Below are 17,605 nucleotides of genomic sequence, written 5' to 3'. Positions count from 1 at the left end.
ACATCGCCATGAAATTCTCTCAGTTCTTTATCACGCGGCCGATCTTCGCAGCCGTGCTGTCGCTGCTGATCCTGATCGCCGGCGCCATCTCGCTGTTCCAGTTGCCGATCAGCGAATACCCCGAGGTGGTTCCACCCACCGTCGTGGTCCACGCCAACTACCCCGGTGCCAACCCGAAGGTCATTGGTGAAACGGTAGCGGCGCCTCTGGAGCAAGCCATCACCGGCGTCGAGAACATGCTGTACATGTCCTCGCAATCCACCGCGGATGGCCGACTCACCCTCACCGTGACATTCGCCCTGGGCACCGATCTGGACAACGCTCAGGTGCAGGTGCAGAACCGCGTGACCCGCACCGAACCCAAGCTGCCCGAGGAAGTGACGCGCATCGGCATCACCGTCGACAAGGCTTCTCCCGAGCTGACCTTGTTGGTGCACTTGGTGTCGCCGGACAAACGCTACGACATGCTCTACCTGTCGAACTACGCGATCCTCAACGTCAAGGATGAGCTGTCGCGCCTGGACGGTATTGGCGATGTGAAGATGTTCGGCATCGGCGATTACTCGCTGCGTATCTGGCTCGACCCGAACAAAACCGCTTCGCGCAATCTGACGGCGACCGATGTGGTCAACGCGGTGCGCGAGCAGAATCGTCAGGTCGCTGCCGGGCAGCTGGGCTCGCCGCCGGCACCGAATGCCACGAGCTTCCAGATGTCGATCAACTCCCAGGGGCGTCTGGTCAGCGAAGAAGAGTTCGAGAATGTCATCGTTCGAGCCGGCCCCGACGGCGAAATCACCCGTCTCAAGGACATCGCCCGGGTCGAGTTGGGTTCCAATCAGTACGCCTTGCGCGCCTTGCTCAATAACGAGGAAGCGGTGGCGATGCCGATCTTCCAGCGTCCCGGGTCCAACGCCATCGACATCTCCAACCAGGTGCGGGCGAAGATGGCCGAGCTGAAGAAGAACTTCCCGGAAGGCATGGATTACGAGATCGTCTACGACCCGACGATCTTCGTCCGCAGCTCGATTGAAGCGGTGGTCCATACGCTGTTCGAAGCGTTGATCCTGGTGGTTCTGGTGGTGATTCTGTTCCTGCAAACCTGGCGCGCCTCGATCATTCCGCTGGTCGCGGTGCCGGTGTCGCTGATCGGTACGTTTGCCGTGATGCACCTGTTCGGGTTTTCGCTGAATGCGCTGTCGCTGTTCGGCCTGGTGTTGGCGATCGGGATTGTGGTCGATGATGCGATCGTGGTGGTGGAGAACGTCGAACGCAACATCGAGTCGGGGCTTGAACCGGCCGAGGCGACCAAAAAAGCCATGGGCGAGGTGACTGGTCCGATCATCGCCACGGCGCTGGTGCTGTGTGCGGTGTTCGTGCCCGCTGCCTTTATCTCGGGCTTGACCGGGCAGTTCTACAAACAGTTCGCCCTGACCATTGCCATCTCCACCGTGATCTCAGCGTTCAACTCCCTGACCTTGTCGCCGGCATTGGCGGCGGTGTTGCTCAAGGCACACGGCGCACCGAAAGACCGTTTCTCCAAAGTGCTGGATCGCCTGCTGGGTGGCTGGCTGTTCAAGCCCTTCAACCGCTTCTTCGACAAGGCCAGCCATGGCTACGTCATTGCCGTGGCCAAGGTCATTCGGGGTAGCAGCGTGGCCTTGCTGGTCTATGCCGGCCTGATCGCGATGACGTACCTGGGTTTCAGCACCACGCCAACCGGCTTCGTGCCGACCCAGGACAAAAAGTACCTGGTGACCTTTGCGCAGTTGCCGGATGCCGCCAGCCTCGATCGCACCGAGTCGGTGATCCGGCGCATGAGCACCATCGCCATGAACGAGCCGGGTTTCGACAGCGCCGTGGCGTTCCCGGGCCTGTCGATCAATGGCTTCACTAACAGCCCGAACGCCGGTATCGCCTTCATCGGCTTGCGGCCCTTCGATGAGCGTAAAGACCCGAGCCTGTCAGCCGGCGCGATTTCCGCCTCACTGAATGCCAAGTTCGGTGGCATCCAGGACGCTTACATCGCGGTGTTCCCGCCGCCGCCGGTTCAAGGGTTGGGCACCATTGGCGGTTTCCGTCTGCAGATCGAAGACCGGGGCAACCTGGGTTACGAAGAACTGTACAAAGAGACCATGAACATCATCGGCAAGAGCCGCAGTGTTCCGGAGCTGGCCAATTTGTTCACCAGCTATACCGTCAACGTGCCGCAGGTGGACGCCGCCATTGACCGCGAAAAAGCCAAGATTCATGGCGTGGCCATCAACGACATCTTCGACACGTTGCAGGTGTACCTGGGCTCACTGTATGCCAACGACTTCAACCGTTTCGGGCGGACCTATCAGGTCAATGTGCAGGCCGAACAACAGTTCCGCCAGGAACCGGAGCAGATCGGTCAGCTGAAAGTGCGCAACAACAAAGGCGAAATGATCCCGCTGGCCACCTTCGTCAAGGTCAGCCCGACGTCGGGGCCTGATCGCGTCTCGCACTACAACGGTTTCGTTACCGCGGAAATCAACGGCAGCGCGGCGCCCGGCTACAGTTCCGGCCAGGCGCAGGCAGCGATTGAAAAACTGCTCAGAGAAGAGCTGCCCAACGGCATGACCTATGAATGGACCGACCTGACCTATCAACAGATCCTTTCGGGCAACACCGCGCTGCTGGTCTTCCCGCTCTGCGTGCTGTTGGCGTTCCTGGTCCTGGCGGCGCTGTACGAGAGCTGGAGCCTGCCGCTGGCGGTGATCCTGATTGTGCCGATGACCCTGCTGTCGGCCATTGCCGGCGTCATCCTTTCCAAGGGCGACAACAACATCTTTACCCAGATCGGCCTGATCGTGCTGGTGGGCCTGGCGTGCAAGAACGCGATTCTGATCGTCGAGTTTGCCAAGGACAAACAGGCGCAAGGCCTGTCGCCACTGGACGCGGTGCTGGACGCTTGCCGCATGCGACTGCGGCCGATCCTGATGACGTCCTTCGCTTTCATCATGGGGGTGATTCCGCTGGTGACGTCCACCGGTGCCGGCTCGGAAATGCGCCGTGCCATGGGTGTCGCGGTGTTCTCCGGGATGCTCGGGGTGACGTTCTTCGGCTTGCTGCTGACCCCGGTGTTCTTCGTCCTCATCCGTCGCTACATCGAGCGCAAAAACGCGCGCCAATCCACCCCGGCCCATCCGGCAAACGCTTTGAATTCGGAGGCTCACTCATGACAGCGATAAAACTCTTTTTACCCAGCCTTCTGGTCGCCGCACTCGCTGCCTGCACGGTGGGCCCCGATTACAAAACACCTGACACGGCGCCTGCGCATGTCGTGTCGGCCCAGACTGGCCATTACGATCAAACCCGTTTCGAAACCATTTGGTGGCAACAGTTTGACGACCCCACGCTCAACCAGTTAGTGAGCAAGTCCCTGGAGGGCAACCGCGACCTGCGCGTCGCGTTTGCACGCTGGAAAGCGGCGCGGGCGATTCGCGATGACATCAGCAATGACAACCTGCCGGTCGTCACCAGCAGCGTCAGCAGTCACCAAGGCAAGTCACAAGTGCCGGGCTTGAGCGAAAAACGCGTCAACACAGAGCGCTACGACCTCGGTCTGGACATGGCCTGGGAAATCGACTTGTTTGGCCGGATCCAGCGTGAACTGGAATCCAGCAATGCTCAGGAAGACGCGGCAGCGGCGGACCTGTATCAGCTTCGCGTGACCATGATCGCCGAGCTGGTCGATGCCTATGGCCAACTACGGGGCGCGCAACTGCGGGAAAAAATTGCCTTGGCCAACCTGAAAAACCAGCAGGCCTCGCGCACCGTCACAGTCAGCCTGCGCGATGCGGGTGTGGGCAATGAACTGGACGTGGTGCGTGCCGATGCCCGACTGGCCGCGGTCGAAGCAACGGTGCCGCAACTTCAGGCGGAGCAGGTGCGGGAGAAAAACCGCATCGCCACGCTGTTGGGTGAGCGCCCGGATAAATTGAGCGTGTCGCTCAATCCCGCCGACTTGCCCGCCATCGCCAAGGCCCTGCCGATCGGTGATCCCGGTGAGCTGTTGCGCCGGCGTCCCGATGTCCTCGCTGCCGAGCGCAGGCTGGCGTCCGCCACGGCGGATATCGGCGTCGCCACGGCCGATTTGTTTCCTCGGGTCAGCTTGAGCGGGTTCCTCGGTTTCACCGCGGGGCGCGGTTCGCAAATCGGTTCCAGCGCCGCCAGAGCGTGGGGATTGGGCCCGAGCATTACCTGGGCGGCCTTTGATCTGGGCAGCGTGCGGGCGCGTATTCGCGGTGCCAACGCCAACGCCGAAGGGGCCTTGGCCACCTATGAACAGCAAGTCTTGCTGGCGCTGGAAGAGTCGGAAAATGCGTTCAGTGACTATGGCAAACGCCAACAACGCTTGCTGTCGCTGATCAAGCAAAGCGAGTCGAGCCGTGCCGCGGCGGACCTGGCGGCAATCCAGTATCAGGAAGGGACGGCGGACTACCTGGTGTTGCTCGACGCACAGCGCGAGCGACTGAACGCCGAGGATGAGCAGGCGCTCGGTGAGATTGATCAGTACCGAGGGATCGTCGCCATCTACAAGTCGCTGGGAGGTGGCTGGGACAGTGGTGAAACCAGGCTCGCGAAACGGGACTGAGTACCCCGGTGACTATGGCCGACGGTGATTGCTTTGGGCAAATGCCGCCGGCCATCCGCCCTCCGGGGGGCGTTCTTGCGTCAGCCACTTTGGTGATCGTGAAATGAGGACTAGGCTTAGAGTGAGGTTTTCAATGAGGTAGGTGTTATGGATACTTACATCGTTTCCCACGCGAAAAAGGACCCTGCCGGCAAATTTGTCGAGTTCACTTGGAAAAAGGTCGATGGGCACATGCACGCGGTCGGACCCAGCGAGGTCGTCAGCTTTGACGAAGTCTGCAAAGCCCTCGCTCAAGGCGACGAAGTGTTTGTCCACGATACGGTGGGGGGCAACGGAACGCGTGCATTCCTTGGCAACAATGCTTCGGGGGAGACGACGATAGAGCTTGAAGCCGATGTATCGGAACTTGAGCAAATTGGCGATATGCCCAGGTTCTGAACCTGGTGAAGGTTGTTCTGGCGCAATGGATCAGTGCGCAGGAAGTGGCACCAACCGGTTAGTGCCACTTCTCGCCAAGCCAGCAGTGTCAGAGCAAATAACCCGGTGCCTGTCCCAAGTGGTTGTCCTGCACGCCAGCAATCAAGTGCAATGGAACGTGCTGTTGTTCTTCCATGACGGGCACTTCGAAGCACCCCACAATCTGAACGGTCCGCTCACTCAATACGGTCGACTCTTGTGCCTGTAATTTAGCCATTCTCGCGTGGTTCGCTGCGATTTCACTGAGGGTTGACACGTTAAATCTCCGGTGACTCACCAAGCGTTTCGCTGGGGTCCTTAAGTGTTGAGTGGATTGTCGTCGCGTCAGAATTATGTCGTTTCCGGGCGGCTACGACCGGCCTTTGCAATCCCTGCGCCAGAGCGTCTCGTGCATTGCGCGACAGGATTTGCCAGGCGACGAATGGTTGAAAGGACAAGAAAACTTCTGGGCGTGTCGTCGGAGAGTTTATGAGAGTTGCAGCGGTATAAAGGGCCGTATGCGCCTGTCGACTGCGCATACGGTGTTGCGAATGCTCTGTAACGTCGCTTATTTGATCTCTACGTCGTTGAATTTCACGACGCTGTCATCGCCGTGATTGGTCCGTACGCTCAGTTTGAGCGCAGGGGAGTTCTGCAAATCACCGCGTCCTTGCTCAAACGCCAATCTCACCCGCGTCGGGACGCCGCGCACCACCGGGAAAGTTTCGCGATTCATGAACTTTGACGAGCCAACCTGCATCTTGTCGATGTTCAGCGCCCCACCGGTTTCTTCAAACAGACTGGTGTCGGAGTTGAAGTGAAATTCACCGTCCAGACGGGTATTCGTCAGCTCGAAATCACAGTTGGGCGAACGCCCGATTTTCTCGCAGCCCAACAGTTCGATGCGTACACCGTCAATCACCTCGATGCGTTTGCCCAACATATTGGCACCGCCGTTCTCGATGAATTTCTGCTGGTTGCGGGCGAAGTCGAAACTCGGTTTTGCGTATTCACCACCCAATGCGAAAAAAATCACCGCCAGGCCTGCCGAGAGGATCACCAGCATCGCGCCTTTGAGCATCTGTGGGAGGCGGTTGGCATACCAACCCAGGAAGATGACCGACAGAAAGACAAAGGCGCTCATGAACAGGATCACGTTTTTCCAGTTCAGAAAGCTCAGCCCGAACACGGTAGGGTCTGGAAACACATAGGTGATCAACCCCCACATAGCAGCCAGCAGTGCACTGATGCCGCCCATGATGCGCGTGATAAGACCGGAGATTTTCTTCGGTGGCAGTGCGGTTTCCATGTAAATCCTTGAATGATTTCGTCGACAGGCGTTGTTGCCCATCGAGAGAGATTGAAATAGGGATGGGCGCTTCGTGGAGTCCATTATCGAAGCGTTAACTGTCAATTTTGAGGGAAATAAAACTGGATGGCAATCTAGTGGCCATGGTTGCCTGTTTTGCTTGAAAGCAGGGAAAGTGAGTCAGGGTTGATATATCAAAAAAGAATAAATAGATAATTATATATTCCTTTTGTTGTCGGCCTGATGGGTGCACTTTGAAGGCCTGCACACTTGTGCGCATTGGCCCGACATCAGACAGGAAGCCTCATCATGACCATCAAAGCGATCAACGTCCGGAACCAGTTCAAGGGCGTCATCAAGGAAATCGTCCAAGGCGAAGTGGTGTCCGAAATCGACGTGCAAACCGCCTCCGGCATCGTCACCTCCGTGATTACCACACGCTCGGTGCGCGATCTTGAACTGAAAGTGGGTAGCGAAGTGATTGCCTTCGTTAAATCCACAGAGGTTTCGATCGCAAAGCTCTGAATCTGCCGGTTTGAAATCAACGATCAGGAGTTCAGGTCAGTTGAGGCGCTGAACGCCGCAATCCTTGTGGGAGCGAGCCTGCTCGCGAAGGGGGCTTGTCAGTCAACACTTGCGTTGGCTGAAAGGCTGCCTTCGCGAGCAGGCTCGCTCCCACAGGTGTTACTTCTTGGCTGATCGACATTGGCGGCTTCGGCCGCTTTTTTTCGGCATCCTCCGTTACCTTGAGGTTTTCATGACGACACCTTTCAAGCGCTCCGCATTAACCCTGTTGGCCACCTCCGTGGTGGCGCTGAGCGCATTACTCAGCCCGGTGGTTCAGGCCGAAGGCAACATCAGCATTGCCCAGCAATTTGGCATCGGCTACCTGATTCTGGATGTGGTGCGCGACCAGCAGCTCATCGAAAAACACGGCAAGGAGCAGGGCCTCGACATCAAGGTCGACTGGAACAGCATTTCAGGGGCCACCGCCATGAACGAGGCACTATTGGCCGGTGCACTGGATGTGGTGTCGGCCGGCGTGCCGCCGATGCTGACGATCTGGGACCGGACCAAGGGCAAGCAAAACGTCAAGGCCATCGCCTCGCTGGGGTCGATGCCCAATTACCTGCTGACCAACAATCCGAATGTGAAAAGCCTCAAGGACTTCACCGAAAAGGACCGAATCGCGGTGCCGGCGGCGGGGGTGGGTTTCCAGTCGCGCACGTTGCAGATTGAAACGGCCAAGCAGTTTGGCGCTGAAAATTTCAAAAAGTTTGACGACATCTCGATCAGCCTGGCCCACCCCGACGCGACATCGGCGCTGATTGCCGGCGGTTCAGAGATCAACTCACACTTCTCCAGCCCGCCGTTCCAGTATCAGGAACTGCAAAGCCCCAACGTCCATAAGGTGCTGAGTTCCTACGACGTACTGGGTGGCCAGGCCACGTTCAACGTGCTGTACACCACTGAAAAATTCCACGACGAAAACCCGAAAACCTATAAGGCGTTTTACGCAGCGCTGGCTGAAGCCGAGCAGATTATCAAGGCCGACAAGCCCGCAGCGGCTCAGACCTATATCCGCGTGGAGCAATCGAAACTATCCTTGCCATTGGTTGAGAAAATCGTCGCCGACCCGGAAATCGACTTCACCGTGGTGCCACAGCGAACCTATATCTATGCCGAGCAACTGCAGACGTTAGGTGTGCTGAAAAACAAGGCAGACAGCTGGAAAGACTATTTCTTTGAGGAAGCACATGGCGGTGCAGGCAGTTGAGACACGATCGAACATCATGCAAACCCCGACCTACCAACGGCTGGACGTCGCCAACGGCAAACCGATCAAGCTCTGGACCGAAGGCGTCCCGGTCGAAAACGAAGCCCGGCAGCAACTGATCAACACCGCCAGGATGCCGTTCATTTTCAAGCATCTGGCGGTGATGCCTGACGTGCACCTGGGCAAGGGCTCGACCATCGGCAGCGTGATTCCGACCGTGGGCGCGATCATCCCGGCGGCTGTCGGCGTCGACATCGGCTGCGGCATGATCGCCGCTTGCACCACGCTGACCGCTGCGGATTTACCCGACAACCTGCACGGTTTGCGCAGCGCCATCGAGAAAGCGGTGCCCCATGGCCGCACCCTAGGGCGCGGCGTCCGGGACAAAGGCGCCTGGGACAGTGTTCCGAAACAGGCCGATCATGCCTGGTCGGCGTTGGCCTCACGGTTCAAGGCAATCACCGACAAGTACCCGAAACTCGCCCACACCAACAATCGCGCGCACTTGGGCACGTTGGGCAGTGGCAACCATTTCATCGAAGTGTGCCTGGATGAGACCGACCGGGTCTGGTTCATGCTGCACAGTGGTTCTCGTGGGGTCGGCAACGCCATTGGCAATCTGTTCATCCAATTGGCCCAGGCCGACATGCGCCAGCACCTTGCCAACTTGCCGGACCGTGACCTGGCCTATTTCAAGGAAGGCAGCCGGCACTTTGACGATTACGTCGAAGCCGTCGACTGGGCGCAGGATTTTGCCAGACAGAACCGTGCGCTGATGATGCAATCGGTGATTCAAGCGACCCGGCAAGTGATCAGGAAACCCTTCGAGGCGGCGCTGGAAGCGGTGAACTGTCACCACAACTATGTGCAAAAAGAGCGGCACTTCGGCGAGGACATCCTGGTCACCCGTAAAGGCGCGGTGTCGGCGAAGAAGGGCGAGTTGGGGATCATTCCTGGATCAATGGGCGCGAAAAGTTTCATCGTCCGTGGGCTCGGCAATGAACAGTCGTTCTGTTCCTGCAGCCACGGCGCCGGCCGCATCATGAGCCGTACCCAGGCGAAAAGCCTGTTCACGGTCCAGGACCAGGTCCGCGCCACCGCCCACGTGGAATGTCGCAAGGACGCAGCGGTGATCGACGAAATCCCGATGGCCTACAAAAACATCGACGACGTCATGCACGCCCAGCACGAACTGGTGGAAGTGCTGCACACCTTGCGCCAGGTGGTGTGCGTCAAGGGCTGAGCACTTCCACTCGCCGAGCGATCATTTGTACTTGATCACGATGCCTTTGAGCTTGCGGCCCTGAATCGTTTCGATGTCGCGGCTCCACAGCGGCCCGCTGACATACGCGCCGACAGTGCCGATGTGGTCGTAAACCACCACCACGGCATCACCACCGAGTTTGGCGGATTCCTCCCGCAGTTTTTCTTCAACCTGGGTAATCGGCGGGGCAGGGTCGACGCTGGCATCGATCAGCACTTCACCCAACCGAACATGCGGGCGAGTGGGTTCGGTTCGCAGCACCACCACCTCACTGGCCAGCGTTGGCGCCGGATGTTCCACGCCCACGTACGCAGTGGTCTGGGCATCGACGGTGGCGCAACCATTGAGCGCGAGCAGGGCGGCGACGAGCCCTCCGGCCAGCAGCGACATTTTGCAGCGGGTGGACCAAGGGGCATGAGCAGGCATAGCGGGTGTCCTCCGAACAATCCGTTGCCACGCGGGTGGCTTGTTGACGGTAGCAGACGGTCCGGGAGTTGCCAGAAAGCCCAACGTTCACAGGTTGGGCTTTTTCATGCCTGACGCAAACGCGTGTTACTGATCCTTCTCGCAGTTGACCATCCACGACACACCAAAGCGGTCCACCAGCATGCCGAAACGCGCCGCCCAAAACGTCTGTTCCAGCGGCATTTGCACGGTGCCGTCTTCCGACAAGGCGTTAAAGACCCGTTCCGCTTCAGCGATGCTGTCGACATTCAGCGAAACCGAAAAACCGGCCATGTCATCGACGGGACGGTCCGGTGTGGTGTCGGACCCCATGATGGCCTGATCGCCCACCACCAGGCGGGTGTGAATGATCAGGTTATGAAGATCTGTCGGCACATGCTCGCCGGCCGGGGTTTCGCCGAAGGTCATCATGGCTTCGATCTTGCCGGGCAGGCTTCTCTCATAGAAGGTGAACGCGGCTTTGCAGTCGCCGTTGAAGATCAGGTAGGGATTGATTTTCATGTTGTGCTCCCGGTAACGCAGGAGGCCGGGCGAGGTTGCGTCAACCCCCGGCTCCGCTGTGATTGGACGCCATTAGCAAAGCGTTAGAGGGAGGTTTTGGCAAAATTCGTTTAGATGATTTTTCTATTGAAGCGGGGTGTTTTATCGCCTGAGCACGCGTGCACCTGACCTTACATCAGGTGCTCACGCCACCGCGCGTGGCGCCGAAGGCCGCAGCAGACGCTCAATGGCCCCGCTCACCATATTTTCCAGCAGTTCATCGCGCTCATGGTCATTCAGCTCATGTTGCATCAACCAACTCGGGGCGCTGTTGAGCAAGTTGGCGATGGCGTGTGCCGTGGCGCGTTGCGCGTGTTCACCGACCCGGGGTTTGGTGCCGAGCATCAGCAGCAGGCGCTGTTCGTATTGCTCGCGCAATTGCCGGACTCGTGCCTGTTGCTCGTCATTGAGGCAACCGCTGTCGCGTTCCGCCAGACGAAAATGCCAGGGCATTTCCCGGTGCAGATTCAAATGCGCACGGATCAGGTTTTGCAGCTTGTCGCGTTTCGCCGGACCCTTTTGATCGAGGCGGCCGAGGGTCGCCAGCAGCTCTTCGTAGAACTCCTCGATCAGGTCGAGCAGCAAGTGCTGCTTGCTCGGGTAATGGTGATACAACGAGCCCGAGGAAAGCCCCAGGCACGTCGCCAGCTCACGCATGCCGACCTGACCGAAACCCTTGCTGGCAAACAACTCCAGCACTTTGTCCCGGTACTCGGTGAAGCGCGAGCAACGCTCAGGCATAGGCATGGAAGCCACGTCCTGTTTTACGACCCAGATAACCGGCGGCGACCATTTCCTTGAGCAGCGGAGCCGGGCGGTATTTGCTGTCGTTGAAGCCGTCGTAGAAGGCTTCCATGATGGCCAGCAAGGTATCCAGACCGATCAGGTCGGCCAGCGCCAGCGGGCCGATCGGCTGGTTGCAGCCCAGACGCATGCCGGCGTCGATGTCTTCGGCACTGGCCAGGCCTTCCTGGAACACCAGAATGGCTTCGTTGATCATCGGCACCAGAATCCGGTTGACCACGAAACCCGGACGGTTGCCGGCGGTGATCGCGGTTTTGCCCAGGGTGGTCGCCATGTCCAGCGCGAGAGCGTGCGTGGCGTCGCTGGTTTGCAGGCCGCGAATCACTTCAATCAGGCCCATCACCGGCACCGGGTTGAAGAAGTGCAGGCCGATGAAACGCTCAGGCTGGCTGACACTGGCGGCGAGTTGGGTAATCGACAGCGACGAGGTGTTGGAGGCAATCACACACTCGGCACTGACCTGCGCGGCGATTTGTTGCAGCACGCGCAGTTTCAGGTCGAGGTTTTCGGTGGCCGCTTCGATCACCAATTGCGCGTTTTTCAGGCTGTCGTATTGGGTGCTGGTGCGAATCCTGTCGAGGGCGACGTGCTTCTGCTCCTCGGTCAGCGTTTCCTTGGTGACCTGGCGATCGAGGTTTTTGCTGACGGTGGCCAGCGCCTTTTGCAGGGCACTCTCGGAGATGTCGATCAGGGTCACGGTGAAGCCGGCCAGCGCACAGACCTGCGCAATCCCGTTGCCCATGGTGCCTGCGCCGATCACGCCGATGTTTTGCAGATTCATGTTGCCGTCCTTCCGCTCATACCTTGCGATACCTTGGCCGTCATAACGGTCGAAGGCGTACTATTGGCCGCGAGTCTAGAACCGGCCGCTCAGTTGTCCTATGCCGCAACTGTTCATCGGTGCTGGTGTTTTTTGCCATTCAAGTGTCAGGGAGCGAAACGTTCACATGCGGGAAAACGACTCGGTTGCCGTTTATTTCGTGCAGGCCATGATCCACGCACTGGGAGGAGATTCGCCGCGCCTGACGGCGGTGCTGGAACAGGCCGGTATCGACCCTGCGTTGATGGATCAGCCCACGGCGCGGGTGCCGGCCAGCGCGTTTGCCGAGCTGTGGCTGATTCAGATCCGCGAGTTGAACGACGAGTTTTTCCGGCTCGACTCCCACGGCATGCCGCCGGGCAGCTTCGCCTTGATCTGCCGCGCGTTGATTCAGGAACCTGACCTGCACAAAGCCATGCGCCAGTGCCTGGTCAATTTCGGCCTGTTCTTGCGCGACTTTCGCGGCACGCTGACCGTGCGCGGCAAGCGCGCAATCATCAGCCTCGACACCCACGCGCAAAATGACGACGTCAGCCGTTTTGGCGAAGAGACGTTCCTCGTGCTGATGATCAGCCTGCTGTGCTGGCTCGGCGGACGACGCATTCCCATCGACCGCGCGGACTTCCGCCATCAGCGCGTGTCCCTCAGCGACGACCGCCTGCTGTGGGGCCCCAACCTGACCTTCGGCGCCGAGCGCACCGAAATCGAATTCGCCAGCCACTACCTGCGCCTGCCGGTGGTGCAAGACCTGGCCACACTCAAGGTATTCCTGCGCACGGCCCCGCAATGGCTGGTGATCCGCTTCCGCAACCAGCACGGCCTGGCCTCGCAAGTCCACCAGCGCCTGCGCAACAGCGACTACAGCGAATGGCCGACCCTGCAGGATTTCGCCCTGGAACAACACCTGAGCCCCAGCACCTTCCGCCGCAAGCTGGAGCGCGAAGGCTGCTCGTATCAGGAGATCAAGGACGAAGTACGGCGCGGCGTGGCCTTTGAACAATTACGCCAGAGCAAGGCGAGCATCAGCGACATTGCTGAACGGCTGGGCTTTCAGGAACCAAGCGCGTTCCATCGGGCGTTCAAGAAATGGACGGGGGAGAGCCCGGGGCGCTATCGGGCGCGGTTTCAGGTGGGTGTGGGGTGAAGCCGACTGTTCCGGCGTATCAGTCATTCCAAGGAAAGCGCTGAAGAATATAGCGAGGTTTGCTGGAGCCGATTCGCTTGGCGTTTAATGTTATGTCGTAGGTTTTATAGAGATTCGCGTTCACCTCATTCGGATCGGGGATCGCTCTCGGGATACTTCCGTAAATAACCAAACCGTCGATGGTCCGAAATTCGAATGCCCGCTTATCCGGGAGCGCTCCAATAAACTTACCTGTGAACGTCTCGATCGTTTCTTGGATGTTATCCAGGCTTAGCCGGGCTTTGCTTCTGCGGACCTGCTCACTGTCTGTGAACTGAAATTGACGGGAGCGAGTGGTCAATGAACAAGAGGCGTCGTAGCTGGACAGCTTTCCCAGGAAATCTGCGACGCTCGACAGGGCTCTATCGGCCAGTCTCGACACCGGTTCCGATAGCTCTTCATCACTCTTCGTCGTTGCTTCGAGCAACTCGGTCATCAAGTCGATGGCTTGTGAAACCGAAGAGGTTCCTTCCATTCCCACTTGCGCCGTAGAAGGGACTTCCTCCAGTTCGAAGCCAAATGAGCCTAGGGCCGTCCCCGTTATGAGTAACTGATTGTTTGACCGATTTGGAATAGGGCCTTTATCGGCAAGGGTTCCGGAGATTGACGCAGCAATGGTGGCGATAGCTTCGCTGAACGCCTGCGTTGCTGCAGTGCCAAATTCGGCCAATACCCCCTGCGTACCTAAAACGGGGGCCCCGCGATAGGTAATGACGACATTCGCAGGTTGGTACGTGTTCTGACTATTTTCTTCAAGCGCTGATTTTGCTTGTTCAATTCGAGAGCGAATGGACATTGCAGATAGCTTACTGAGTCCAGGTTTGGCTAGCTGTTTCTCCAGAAAGCGGAGCTCTGCCGTCGTGTGCAGGTATTCGTTTCTATTCATGTGCAAGTTCCTGTTTGCGAGCTGTCAGCATGGCCAGAGCCGCTCGATCCTCCCGAGGATCAAGGTCAACCCGTAGAAATCCTTTCCACTGTTTTGACCTGCGATGGGCCCACATGCTGTACCAGTACGAGGTCATTTCTACCAAGCGCTCAGGGGGATCACGGAGTGACTGGAGATAAAAATCAACTTTGTACTGATGTTTCAAGAAGGATTTAGCCTCCCGTGTTGCACCTAACAATCGTAGTTGACCGGGTTGCAGTGCGTCATAGAACTCATCACCTGCAAAAGTGAAGGTGACGACATCGATATCTCTGGGAGCGCGCTGATCAATCAGTTCAATGTTCTCTGCAAAACTACCGTTCAGCCATTGGAATCCTTCAGCCATGCCCATCCTGTGTAATTCAGAGCGATGGGAGAGATAGCCATCCAGAATTTGACATCGATCCTGGCTGATCGCGAAGCGTTCTATGAAGGCCAAGAGATCAACCTCATAGGGAGATCGGTCCATCCCGGCAGGGTTTTGTTCATTGATGGGAGGGAGAAGTCCCTCTTGGTTTCATTCAGGTATCAATCCCGGCTTCCTTGCTCAGTGATCTGAAAGTCGGACGATCCTCATCCTGACGTCCTCTCGCGTCAAGCGAACAAACGTTACAGTTGATTCGCAGCACGCTCATTGCCGGGCTGAAGTACCCTGTCACCTTGTTTGCCCTCTGCGAGCTTGACCCATGCCAGCGGCCCTTAACCGCCTCACCGCCCTGTTCGACCAGGCCCGACGCGCCTTGCTCTTGGTCTGGGGCACGTCCCGTGGATTGTTCCTCGGCCTGGTCCTGGCCACCCTGATTGCCGGTGTCCTTCCGGCGCTGGCCGCCTGGATCGGTCAACGCATCGTCGACGCGGTGGTCAGCGCCATGCAGTTGCACGCGCAACAGGGCAGTGCGCCACTGTGGCCGGTGGTGCGTTATGTGTTGATGGAGGCGGGGGTGCTGGCGTTGTTGTCCGGTACGCAGCGGGCACTGTCGGTTCAGCAGTCGCTGTTGCGCGTGCAGTTGGGGCAGAAGGTCAACACGATGATTCTGGAGAAGGCCCAGACGTTGTCGTTGGTGCAGTTCGAGAATTCCGAGTTTTACGACAAGCTGGTGCGGGTACGGCGCGAGGCGTCGACCCGGCCGCTGGCGCTGGTGATGAAGTCGTTGGGGCTGATTCAGAACCTGATTGTGCTGATCAGCTTCGGCGTGTTGCTGGTGCACTTTTCGCCGTGGGCGCTGGTGCTGCTGGTGGTCGGTGCGTTGCCGGTGTTTTTCGCCGAGGCGCATTTTTCCGGGGATGCGTTTCGGTTGTTCACCCGCCGGGCGCCGGAGAGCCGGCAGCAGACTTACATCGAGACGCTGCTGTCCCACGAGGGGTACATCAAAGAGGTCAAGTTGTTCGGTTTCGCGCCGCTGTTGTTGAAGCGCTATCGCGAGACGTTTGCGCGTCTCTACGCCGAAGACCGTCGGTTGACATTGCGTCGCGATGGCTGGGGTTTTGTCCTCGGCCTGCTCGGCACGGCGGCGTTTTACCTGGCGTATGCGTGGGTGGTGGTCGATGCCGTTCACGGCCATATCACCCTGGGGCAAATGACCATGTACCTGGTGTTGTTCAAGCAGGGGCAAACTGCAGTCAGCAGCAGCTTGAGCGCTATCAGCGGGCTCTATGAAGATGGTCTTTATCTGTCGAACCTCTATGAGTACCTGGCCGAACCGGTGGTGGCCGATACCGGGACGCTCACGGAGGGCGCGGTGCCCGGCGATGGCCTGCGCTTCGAGAACGTCGGCTTCACGTATCCGGGGGCGAGTCGTGCGGCGCTGGAGCGTATCGACCTGCACCTGGTGCCGGGGTGCAGCCTGGCGCTGGTGGGGGAGAACGGCTCGGGCAAGACCACACTGATCAAGTTGCTGACTCGCCTGTACCGCCCCGATCAAGGTCGCATTTTGCTCGATGGCAGCGATTTGCAGGTTTGGCAGGAAGTCGCGCTGCGGCAGCGCATCGGCGTGATTTTTCAGGATTACATCCGCTACCAATTCTCGGTGGGCGAAAACATCGGCGTCGGCGACACGTTGGCGTTCAACGATGAACAGCGCTGGCAGGACGCGGCGGCCCAAGGCATGGCTGCGCCGTTTATCGAGCGTCTGGATCGCGGGTATGCCACGCAACTGGGGCGATGGTTTGCCGGTGGGCAAGAGTTGTCCGGCGGGCAGTGGCAGAAGATCGCGCTATCGCGTGCCTACATGCGCCGCGACGCCGATATCCTGATTCTCGATGAGCCAACGTCCGCCCTCGATCCGGCGGCGGAAGCAGCGGTGTTCGAGCATTTCAGCGAGCACACCGAAGGCCGCATGACGTTGCTGATTTCCCATCGATTTTCCAGCGTGCGCAATGCCGATCACATCATCGTGCTGGACCAGGGCACGATCCTCGAGCGTGGCGATCACGACAGCCTGGTGGAGGCGGGCGGGCGTTACGCGCAGCTGTTCAACCTGCAAGCCCGGGGTTACCGCTAGGTTTGGCTTTCATCAAGCCATCGATTGCCTGGCGATACTGACTGCCACCCAGCATCATGCTGTTGTTATGCGTCCCACCGGGCACCAGCAGCAGGCGCTTGGGTTCATTGGCGGCATTGAACAACTGTTGGCTGAAGCGTGAAGGCATGAACGGGTCGGCCAGACCGTGGACCACCAGCAACGGCATGTCGATGTCGACGATCTTGTCGATGGAATCGAATTTCTGTGACACCAACCAACGCACCGGCAGCCATTTCACCGGCAGGTTGCTGTCGGCCACTTGCGCCACGGCATCGCCCAGCGAAGTGAACGTGGACTCGATCACCAGGCCGCGCACCGGCACCGGGTCATGTTGCTTTTTCGCTTGTGCGGCGAGGTCCGCCGCGAGGTCGATGGCCACCGCGCCGCCCAGGGAATGGCCGTAGATCAGGCGCTTGTTGGCGTCCGGTTGCATCTGGGTGAAACGCTCCCAGGCCGCTCGGGCGTCTTCGTAAACACTGGCTTCCGAGGGCAGGTCACCTTTGCTTTGGCCGAAGCCACGGTAGTCGATGGCCAGCACCGAGTAACCCATGGCGCGCAATTGCTCGATGCGAAACGCCTGGCCCGTGAGATTCCAGCGCACACCGTGCAGGTAGAGGATCGACGGCGCATCCCGGCGCGCCGCCGGCCACCACCAGGCATGCAGGTTTTGCCCGGCCTTGAAACTGGCGGGTTTGATGTCGAATTCCTGCACATCGCTCGGCAAGCCGCGGTACCAACCGGCGGTGCCCGGTTCGATGCGAAACAGCAGCTCGCGCTCTTTGTATTTGAGCACTCCACAACTGACCGGCAGGCCGACGATCAGCACGGCCATGCACAGCAGCGGTAGCCAGCGACGGCCCAAGCGGCTCAACAAATTCGACGACATGTGGCGGTCCGGAAGATCAGCGGGAAAGGACGGTTT

General features: G+C 58.9%; 16 protein-coding genes and 1 pseudogene. 8 read left to right on the top strand and 9 right to left on the bottom strand.

Annotation, left to right across the window (positions count from 1 at the left end; all coding sequences use genetic code 11):
* The first annotated feature begins 8 nt into the window (after positions 1-8).
* The 3 genes from ACWKV5_RS02505 (at position 9) to ACWKV5_RS02495 (ending at position 5,056) form a co-directional block, all read left to right on the top strand.
* Positions 9-3,203, top strand: a complete 3,195-nt coding sequence (locus ACWKV5_RS02505; RefSeq protein ID WP_483840027.1) for an efflux RND transporter permease subunit — start codon at positions 9-11, stop codon at positions 3,201-3,203.
* Positions 3,200-4,618, top strand: coding sequence for an efflux transporter outer membrane subunit (locus ACWKV5_RS02500; protein WP_483840026.1), 1,419 nt, complete (start codon positions 3,200-3,202; stop codon positions 4,616-4,618). Before ACWKV5_RS02505 ends, ACWKV5_RS02500 begins: the two co-directional genes overlap by 4 nt.
* Before the next feature lie 147 nt (positions 4,619-4,765).
* Positions 4,766-5,056, top strand: coding sequence for a hypothetical protein (locus ACWKV5_RS02495; protein ID WP_483840025.1), 291 nt, complete (start codon positions 4,766-4,768; stop codon positions 5,054-5,056).
* 88 nt (positions 5,057-5,144) lie between these two features.
* Here ACWKV5_RS02495 and ACWKV5_RS02490 read toward each other — a convergent pair whose 3' ends face one another.
* Both ACWKV5_RS02490 and ACWKV5_RS02485 read right to left on the bottom strand, forming a co-directional pair.
* On the bottom strand, positions 5,145-5,351 hold the full coding sequence (locus ACWKV5_RS02490) for a hypothetical protein (protein ID WP_483840024.1): 207 nt from the start codon (positions 5,349-5,351) through the stop codon (positions 5,145-5,147).
* A 291-nt stretch (positions 5,352-5,642) separates the two neighbouring features.
* Positions 5,643-6,383 carry a hypothetical protein gene (locus tag ACWKV5_RS02485; protein ID WP_483840023.1) on the bottom strand — a complete coding sequence of 247 codons (741 nt, stop codon included), beginning with the start codon at positions 6,381-6,383 and terminating at the stop codon, positions 5,643-5,645.
* A 309-nt stretch (positions 6,384-6,692) separates the two neighbouring features.
* Between ACWKV5_RS02485 and ACWKV5_RS02480 the strand changes: the two genes are divergently transcribed.
* The 3 genes from ACWKV5_RS02480 to ACWKV5_RS02470 all read left to right on the top strand — a co-directional run bounded on the left by ACWKV5_RS02480 (position 6,693) and on the right by ACWKV5_RS02470 (position 9,403).
* Complete coding sequence (locus tag ACWKV5_RS02480; protein ID WP_027921432.1) at positions 6,693-6,908, top strand: TOBE domain-containing protein; 216 nt, start codon at positions 6,693-6,695, stop codon at positions 6,906-6,908.
* A 232-nt stretch (positions 6,909-7,140) separates the two neighbouring features.
* Positions 7,141-8,160: an ABC transporter substrate-binding protein gene (locus tag ACWKV5_RS02475; protein WP_483840022.1), complete on the top strand. Its 1,020-nt coding sequence runs from the start codon at positions 7,141-7,143 to the stop codon at positions 8,158-8,160.
* A 16-nt stretch (positions 8,161-8,176) separates the two neighbouring features.
* Positions 8,177-9,403 (top strand): RtcB family protein, encoded by a 1,227-nt coding sequence (locus ACWKV5_RS02470; RefSeq protein ID WP_483840021.1) that lies wholly within the window; start codon positions 8,177-8,179, stop codon positions 9,401-9,403.
* 21 nt (positions 9,404-9,424) lie between these two features.
* Here ACWKV5_RS02470 and ACWKV5_RS02465 read toward each other — a convergent pair whose 3' ends face one another.
* From ACWKV5_RS02465 to ACWKV5_RS02450, 4 genes are all read right to left on the bottom strand, one after another.
* Positions 9,425-9,850 (bottom strand): hypothetical protein, encoded by a 426-nt coding sequence (locus ACWKV5_RS02465; protein ID WP_483840020.1) that lies wholly within the window; start codon positions 9,848-9,850, stop codon positions 9,425-9,427.
* A gap of 126 nt (positions 9,851-9,976) precedes the next feature.
* Entirely contained in the window at positions 9,977-10,390 is a 414-nt protein-coding gene (locus tag ACWKV5_RS02460; RefSeq protein WP_483840019.1) for a VOC family protein, read from the bottom strand.
* 183 nt (positions 10,391-10,573) lie between these two features.
* Positions 10,574-11,176 (bottom strand): TetR/AcrR family transcriptional regulator, encoded by a 603-nt coding sequence (locus ACWKV5_RS02455; RefSeq protein WP_483840018.1) that lies wholly within the window; start codon positions 11,174-11,176, stop codon positions 10,574-10,576.
* Positions 11,163-12,014: a 3-hydroxybutyryl-CoA dehydrogenase gene (locus ACWKV5_RS02450; RefSeq protein WP_483840017.1), complete on the bottom strand. Its 852-nt coding sequence runs from the start codon at positions 12,012-12,014 to the stop codon at positions 11,163-11,165. Before ACWKV5_RS02450 ends, ACWKV5_RS02455 begins: the two co-directional genes overlap by 14 nt.
* A 166-nt stretch (positions 12,015-12,180) precedes the next feature.
* Here ACWKV5_RS02450 and ACWKV5_RS02445 point away from each other — a divergent pair, with 166 nt between their 5' ends.
* Positions 12,181-13,197: an AraC family transcriptional regulator gene (locus ACWKV5_RS02445; RefSeq protein ID WP_483840016.1), complete on the top strand. Its 1,017-nt coding sequence runs from the start codon at positions 12,181-12,183 to the stop codon at positions 13,195-13,197.
* Positions 13,198-13,216: 19 nt separating this feature from the next.
* On the opposite strand, the gene ACWKV5_RS02440 is transcribed toward ACWKV5_RS02445, so the two are convergent.
* Positions 13,217-14,122 carry a hypothetical protein gene (locus tag ACWKV5_RS02440; RefSeq protein WP_483840015.1) on the bottom strand — a complete coding sequence of 302 codons (906 nt, stop codon included), beginning with the start codon at positions 14,120-14,122 and terminating at the stop codon, positions 13,217-13,219.
* Positions 14,115-14,666 (bottom strand): annotated as a pseudogene (locus tag ACWKV5_RS02435) (DUF6932 family protein); the annotation flags it as partial. The gene ACWKV5_RS02440 and the pseudogene ACWKV5_RS02435, both read right to left, overlap by 8 nt.
* Positions 14,667-14,847: 181 nt before the next feature.
* Between ACWKV5_RS02435 and ACWKV5_RS02430 the strand changes: the two are divergent.
* On the top strand, positions 14,848-16,662 hold the full coding sequence (locus tag ACWKV5_RS02430; protein WP_483840014.1) for an ABC transporter ATP-binding protein: 1,815 nt from the start codon (positions 14,848-14,850) through the stop codon (positions 16,660-16,662).
* Here ACWKV5_RS02430 and ACWKV5_RS02425 read toward each other — a convergent pair.
* A complete protein-coding gene (locus tag ACWKV5_RS02425) occupies positions 16,634-17,569 on the bottom strand; it encodes an alpha/beta hydrolase (protein WP_483840013.1) in 936 nt (311 codons plus the stop codon). The two genes, ACWKV5_RS02430 and ACWKV5_RS02425, sit on opposite strands and share 29 nt — an antisense overlap.
* Positions 17,570-17,605 lie beyond the last annotated feature (36 nt).

This window comes from Pseudomonas oplopanacis, assembly GCF_057128725.1.
The sequence above is the reverse complement of the archived record's forward strand: the minus strand, read 5'-3'. Positions and strand labels throughout refer to the sequence as shown.